This window comes from Nakamurella sp. (assembly GCF_048594475.1).
Taxonomy (GTDB): Bacteria; Actinomycetota; Actinomycetes; order Mycobacteriales; family Nakamurellaceae; genus Nakamurella.
Genome location: NZ_JBMDXT010000555.1, coordinates 1 through 6,440, shown reverse-complemented (window position 1 = coordinate 6,440; position 6,440 = coordinate 1). Strand labels below are relative to the sequence as shown.

Genomic DNA, 6,440 nt, shown 5'->3' with positions numbered 1-6,440 from the left:
GTGCGGCCGCCCGCGGCAGGGGTCGGGCGGGCAGGCGGGCTCAGCCCTCGCGGTGCGTGTGCCCGTCGCCGGTGGCGATCGCGTGCTCGGCGGCCAGCCGCTTGGTCTCGCGGTCGAAGGAGACGCGGATCTCCTCCTCGGCCTCCTTGCGGCCGACCCAGTTGGCGCCCTCGACGCTCTTGCCGGGCTCCAGATCCTTGTAGACCTCGAAGAAGTGCTGGATCTCCAGCTTCTCGAAGATGCTCAGATCGCCGATGTCCTGCAGGTGCGACTGCCGCGGGTCGTTCGCCGACACGCACAGCACCTTGTCGTCCGGACCCTTCTCGTCGGTCATCCGGAACATCCCGATGGCCCGCGCGGTCACCAGGCAACCCGGGAACGTCGACTCCGAGAGCAGCACCAGGGCGTCCAGCGGATCGCCGTCCTGCCCGAGGGTGTCGTCGATGAAGCCGTAGTCGGCCGGGTACTGGGTCGCCGTGAACAGGGTCCGATCGAGCCGGATCCGGCCCGAATGATGATCGACCTCGTACTTGTTGCGGCTTCCCTTGGGGATCTCGATGGTCACGTCGAACTCCACGTGCTGTCACCTTTCAACCGGAAGGACGGCAGCCGCAGTCCTCACCTGAACCGAACGCCATATTCACCTGATCCGTCCGGGCAGGGCGCATGATCTGGATCAGGACCCACCAGACTCTAGTCTGGACCGGGTACAAGGGCTCGCGATGCGTCATCGGATGCGGTGTGGCTCTCCCGACACAACACGTGTGCCGCCGGCCCCGGGACTCCTGGGCCGGCCGGCCGGAGCGGCGCAGGAGGACGTGCAGTGGCCTCAGTGACCAGGTCCCGGCGGATCGGCATCATCGCCGCCGTCGTGGTCGTGGCCTTGATCGCGGTCGGCGTGGTGGTCTACGTCGGGACCCGGGGATCCGAGGGGTCGGCGTCGAACACCACGTCCACGACGCAGGTGGTGGACCCGCCCGTCACCGCGCCCGCGCCCAAGATCGCCCCGCTGGCCCTGTCCGACAAGGTGCCGAGCACCGCCGGGATCGAGTCCCAGCTCTCCGCCCAGCTGGCCAACCCGGACCTGGCCCAGTTCAGCGGCGTGATCATCGACCCGGAGAGCGGCACGGTCCTGTGGAACAAGGACTCCACCGCCCCGCAGCTGCCCGCGTCGACCGCGAAGCTGCTCACCGGCACTGCCCTGCTGACCTCCGTCGACCCGTCGAGCCGGTTCGTCACCAAGGTCGTCAAGGGCGATCAGGAGGGGGACATCGTGCTGGTCGGCGGCGGGGACGTCACCCTGTCCGCCCGCAAGGAGGGCACCGACACCGTGTACAAGGGCGCCCCGCTGATGTCCGACCTGGCCGCCCAGGTGCGGGCCAGCGGCGTCGACGTCAAGCGGATCGTGCTGGACACCGACTACTGGACCGGGCCGGAGCTGGCCGACGGCTGGCAGACCGGTGACATCCGGGGCACCCAGAGCAGCGCGCAGGGATACATCACCAAGATGCAGCCGCTGATGGTGGACGGCGACCGGGAGGACCCGGCCAACGAGAACTCCGTCCGCACCGGCGACCCGGCCACCACGGCCGGCAAGGCCCTGGCCCGGTTGCTCGGCCAGCCCGACCTGGCCCTGGTCAACGGCAGCGCGCCGGAGGACGCCCAGGTGCTCGGGCAGGTGTCGTCGCAGCCGATGTCGGTGCTGCTGGCCCAGGCCCTGGAGAACTCCGACAACGTGCTGGCCGAGGCGCTGGCCCGGCAGGTCGCGATCGCCCGGGGTGCCCCGCCCAGCTTCGACGGCGCCTCCGCCGCCACCCTGGAGGCCCTGGAGGACCTGAAGATCGACACCATCGGCATCGAGCTGGTCGACGGCTCCGGCCTGTCCACCAACGACCGGGTGCCGCCCGCGGTGATGGGCCAGGTCGTCGCGCTCGCCGTCAAGGGTGACCCACCGGCCCTGCGCAACCTGCTCACCGGCATGCCGGTCGCCGGGGTGTCCGGCAGCCTGGCCGACCGCTTCCAGGACGACGCGTCCAAGGCCGGCGCCGGGTGGGTGCGGGCCAAGACCGGGTCCCTGGAGGTCACCTACGCGCTGGCCGGCTACGTGCCGGACGTGGACAACCGGATCCTGGTCTTCGCGTTCGTCTCCAACGGGGTCGGGTCGGGCACCCGGCCCGCCCTGGACGCCGTCGCCGCGGGCCTGCGGGGCTGTGGCTGTGCCTGATCGGGTCGAGCCCGGACCCGTCGACTGGGCCGCGGCGGTGCGGGCCGGCCGGCGGTTGGCCCCGACCGGCCCGGCCGTCAGCCCCGACGAAGCCGCCGGCGCCGTCGCCGACCTGCGCGCGTTCTCCCGCCGGGCCGAACTTGTCGTCCGCGACACCACCGCGCTCGGGCACGGGCTGCCGGTGGACGACGCCGAGGTGGTCGACCGGCCCGGCTGGATCGCGGCCACCGCCGAGGGCATGGAGCGGCTGACCGGCCCCGCGGTGGCCAGGCTGGCCGCGGCGACGGGCGGCCGGGCGGCCGGGCGGGTCACCCGGAGCGCGGCCGGCCAGCAGGTCGGCCTCATCCTGGGCTTCCTGTCGGGCAAGGTGCTCGGCCAGTACGACCCGCTCGGCGGCGACCCGCGCCGTCCCGGGCGCCTGCTGCTGGTCGCCCCCAACATCGTCAAGGTCGAGCGCGAGCTCGCGGCCGACCCCACCGACTTCCGGCTGTGGGTGTGCCTGCACGAGAGCACGCACCGGCTGCAGTTCACCGCGGTGCCCTGGCTGCGCGACCACTTCACCTCGCTGGTCGCCGAGTTCGCCGACAAGGCCGACCCCGATCCGGCCCGGATGCTGCAGCGCGCGGCTGCCGCGATCAAGGGCGAGACCACCGGCGAGCCGGGCCGGCCGTCCTGGATCGAGGGCATCCAGTCGCCCGAGCAGCGGGCCGTCTTCGACCGGGTGATGGCCCTGATGAGCCTGCTCGAGGGACACGCCGACCACGTGATGGACGCGGTCGGACCGGCGGTGGTGCCGTCCGTGACGAGCATCCGGGCGTCGTTCACCGAGCGCCGGCGCAAGGGTGCCGGGCCGATCGACCGGCTCATCCGGGCCCTGCTGGGCATGGAGATGAAGCTGGCCCAGTACGTCAACGGCGGCGCTTTCGTCCGCGAGGCCGTCGCCACCGTCGGGATGGCCGGGTTCAACGCCGTCTGGCAGTCCCCGGACACGCTGCCGACCCGGGCGGAGATCGCCGATCCGGCGGCCTGGGTGCGGCGGGTGCACGGCTGACCCCGCGACCGGCCGGGCCGGACACCGTCCGGGCGGCCTGCCGGGACTGGTTGGCCGCGTACGCGGCGGCCGGACCGCTCGTGGTGGGGTGCTCCGGCGGCGCCGACTCGCTCGCCCTGGTCCTGGCCCTGCGGGCGGTGGTGCCGGACCGGCCCCTGATCGGCGTGACCGTCGATCACGGCCTGCAGGACGGCTCGGCCGACCGCGCCCGAGCTACCGCCGACCTGCTGCAGCGGCTGGGCTGCGCCGCGGTCGAGGTGCTGACGGTCACCGTCGGCCGGGCCGGTGGCCCGGAGGCGGCCGCGCGGCAGGCGCGCTACACCGCCCTTGCGGACCTGGCCGCCACCTGGGCGGGGGCGCCGATCCTGCTCGCGCACACCGCCGACGACCAGGCCGAGACCGTGCTGCTCGGCCTGGCCCGCGGTTCCGGCCCGCGGTCGGTCGCCGGCATGCGGCCCTGGCGGCGCCCCTGGGGCCGGCCGCTGCTGCCGGTCACCCGGGCGGCCACCGAGGCCACCTGCGCCGAGGCCGGCCTGCGGCCCTGGCGGGACCCGCACAACGCGGACCCCGCGTTCACCCGGGTCCGGCTGCGGACGGAGGTGCTGCCGCTGCTGGAGGACGTGCTGGGCGGGGGAGTGCGGTCCGCGCTGGCCCGCACCGCCGACCTGATGAGCGAGGACCTGGCCGCCCTGGACACCATCGCCGGCGCCCTCCTGGCCCGGGCCACGGCCGGCCCCGAGCTCGACCGGCGGGCCCTGGTCGGGCAGCCGGCCGCGATCCGGCGCCGGGTGCTGCGCGGCTGGCTGGCCGGCTGCGGAGCCCGGGCCCTGACCCACGACCATCTGGTGCGGCTGGATGCCCAGGTCGTCGACGACGCCGGCCCGGCCCAGGTCCGGCTGCCCGGCGGGGTCGACGTTCTCCGGCGCGGCGACCGGCTGCACGCGGCCCCGGCGGGACCGGCGCCGGATTCGCCGCCGCGACCCGGGGAGACGCCGGACCGCGTCGGGTGGCAGGCTTGGCACGCAGTTCGGCAGGACCCGTCAGGAACCGCCCCGCACCCGCCCGAGCCCCCCGGGAGAGCCCGTGAACGGCAGTAACAGCGCCCCATTGCCGGGCGGCTACGACGCCGGCGCCACGCCCTTGACGACGATCGTGACCAGCGCCGATGCCGCCGCGACGGGTGAGGGCTGGGACCCGGGCGCGGTCCACGGCTACCCGGGCGAGCTGTCCGCCGTGCTGATCGGCCAGCAGGCGCTGCAGGCCAAGATCACCGAACTCGCCGCCGCGGTCGCCGCCGATCACACGCTGGACACCCCGCCCCTGCTGATCTGCGTGCTCAAGGGGGCGGTGATCTTCGTCACCGATTTCGCCCGGGCCATGCCCATCCCGTCCGAGCTGGAGTTCATGGCCGTCACCTCCTACGGCTCGGCGACCTCGTCCTCGGGCGTGGTGCGCATCCTCAAGGACCTCGACCGCGACATCACCGGCCGCCGGGTGGTCATCGTCGAGGACATCATCGACTCCGGCCTGACGCTGTCCTGGCTGGTCAAGAACCTGGCCACCCGAGGGCCGGCGGCCATCGACGTTGTCGCGCTGCTGCGCAAGCCCGAGGCGGTCAAGGTGGAGGTCGACGTGCGCTACGTCGGCTTCGACATCCCCACGGAATTCGTGGTCGGCTACGGCCTGGACTACGCCGAACGGTACCGGGACCTGCCCTTCGTGGGCCTGCTCGGGGAGCACATGTACCGCTGACCCACCCGGATCGGGTCAGATCGCCCACCCCGGGACCACCCGGGGGAACCGTCGCGGGTCACGGAGCGTTCAACCGTGCGATCGGCGAGCAAGCCGGACCGTCAGCGGTCCGGCGGTAGGCTGAAACGCACTGGTCGCGCCGTTGCGCCGCCCGGTGGTGCGAGGCCGCCCGACTCCGACGGGTGAACCGTCGGTTCGCCGGCCCCGTACTCGAGAACCGTCAGGGAGGTCGAGGCCGATTCCGGCCCGGAGCGATATGGACAAGAAGCGTCTTCTCCGCTCACCGCTGGTGTGGATCGCGCTCGTGCTGGTGCTGTACTTGACGTACAGCTACTTCGCCGACGACACCCGCGGCTACGTACAGCAGGACACCTCCGTCGCGTTGTCGCAGCTCAAGGACGGCAAGGTCACCGAGGCCACGATCGACGACAAGGAGCAGCGGCTCCGGCTCACGCTCAGCGAGCCGATCGACGGGTCCAACCAGATCTACACCAACTACCCGGCCTCGGCCGGGGAGCAGATCTTCGACGACGTGCAGGCGGCCAACGTCTCCGGCGGGTACAACACGGTCGTCACCAGCGAGTCCACCCTGTTCTCGCTGCTGATCTACCTCATCCCGGTCGGCCTGATCATCCTGTTCCTGCTGTGGATGATGAACAACGCGCAGGGCGGCGGGAACCGGGTCCTCTCGTTCGGCAAGTCCAAGGCCAAGCTGCTGACCAAGGACATGCCGCAGACGAAGTTCACCGACGTCGCCGGCGCCGACGAGGCCGTCCAGGAGCTGGACGAGATCCGCGACTTCCTGCAGAACCCGGCGCGGTACCAGGCGCTGGGCGCCAAAATTCCCAAGGGCGTGCTGCTCTACGGCCCGCCCGGCACCGGCAAGACCCTGCTGGCCCGTGCGGTCGCCGGTGAGGCCGGGGTGCCGTTCTACTCGATCTCCGGTTCGGACTTCGTCGAGATGTTCGTCGGCGTCGGCGCCAGCCGCGTGCGCGACCTGTTCGAACAGGCCAAGGCGAACGCCCCGGCGATCATCTTCGTGGACGAGATCGACGCCGTCGGCCGCCATCGCGGCGCCGGCATGGGCGGCGGGCACGACGAGCGCGAGCAGACCCTGAACCAGCTGCTGGTGGAGATGGACGGGTTCGAGGCCAAGGGCGGCATCATCCTGATCGCCGCCACCAACCGGCCCGACATCCTGGACCCGGCGCTGCTGCGGCCGGGCCGGTTCGACCGGCAGATCCCGGTCGGCCAACCCGACCTCAAGGGCCGGCAGGCGATCCTGGCCGTGCACGCCAAGGGCAAGCCGTTCGCCCCGGACGTCGACTTCACCGGGCTGGCCAAGCGCACCGTCGGCATGTCCGGCGCCGACCTGGCGAACGTGATCAACGAGGCGGCCCTGCTGACCGCCCG

Annotated in this window: 6 protein-coding genes; 5 read left to right on the top strand and 1 reads right to left on the bottom strand. The window is 72.6% G+C overall.

What is annotated here, in order from left to right:
• Window positions 1–40: 40 nt before the first annotated feature.
• Window positions 41–577 (bottom strand): inorganic diphosphatase, encoded by a 537-nt coding sequence (locus ACOJUF_RS24880; protein WP_420124488.1) that lies wholly within the window; start codon window positions 575–577, stop codon window positions 41–43.
• Window positions 578–832: 255 nt separating this feature from the next.
• Between ACOJUF_RS24880 and dacB the strand changes: the two genes are divergently transcribed.
• The 5 genes from dacB to ACOJUF_RS24855 all read left to right on the top strand — a co-directional run.
• Window positions 833–2,224: a D-alanyl-D-alanine carboxypeptidase/D-alanyl-D-alanine endopeptidase gene (gene dacB, locus ACOJUF_RS24875; RefSeq protein ID WP_420124487.1), complete on the top strand. Its 1,392-nt coding sequence runs from the start codon at window positions 833–835 to the stop codon at window positions 2,222–2,224.
• Window positions 2,217–3,275, top strand: coding sequence for a zinc-dependent metalloprotease (locus tag ACOJUF_RS24870; protein ID WP_420124486.1), 1,059 nt, complete (start codon window positions 2,217–2,219; stop codon window positions 3,273–3,275). Before dacB ends, ACOJUF_RS24870 begins: the two co-directional genes overlap by 8 nt.
• Before the next feature lie 50 nt (window positions 3,276–3,325).
• On the top strand, window positions 3,326–4,372 hold the full coding sequence (gene tilS, locus ACOJUF_RS24865) for a tRNA lysidine(34) synthetase TilS (protein WP_420124485.1): 1,047 nt from the start codon (window positions 3,326–3,328) through the stop codon (window positions 4,370–4,372).
• Between the two features lie 55 nt (window positions 4,373–4,427).
• A complete protein-coding gene (hpt, locus tag ACOJUF_RS24860; protein WP_420124489.1) occupies window positions 4,428–5,027 on the top strand; it encodes a hypoxanthine phosphoribosyltransferase in 600 nt (199 codons plus the stop codon).
• Between the two features lie 256 nt (window positions 5,028–5,283).
• Window positions 5,284–6,440: ATP-dependent metallopeptidase FtsH/Yme1/Tma family protein (locus ACOJUF_RS24855; RefSeq protein ID WP_420124484.1), on the top strand; the 1,157-nt coding region annotated here is incomplete at its 3' end.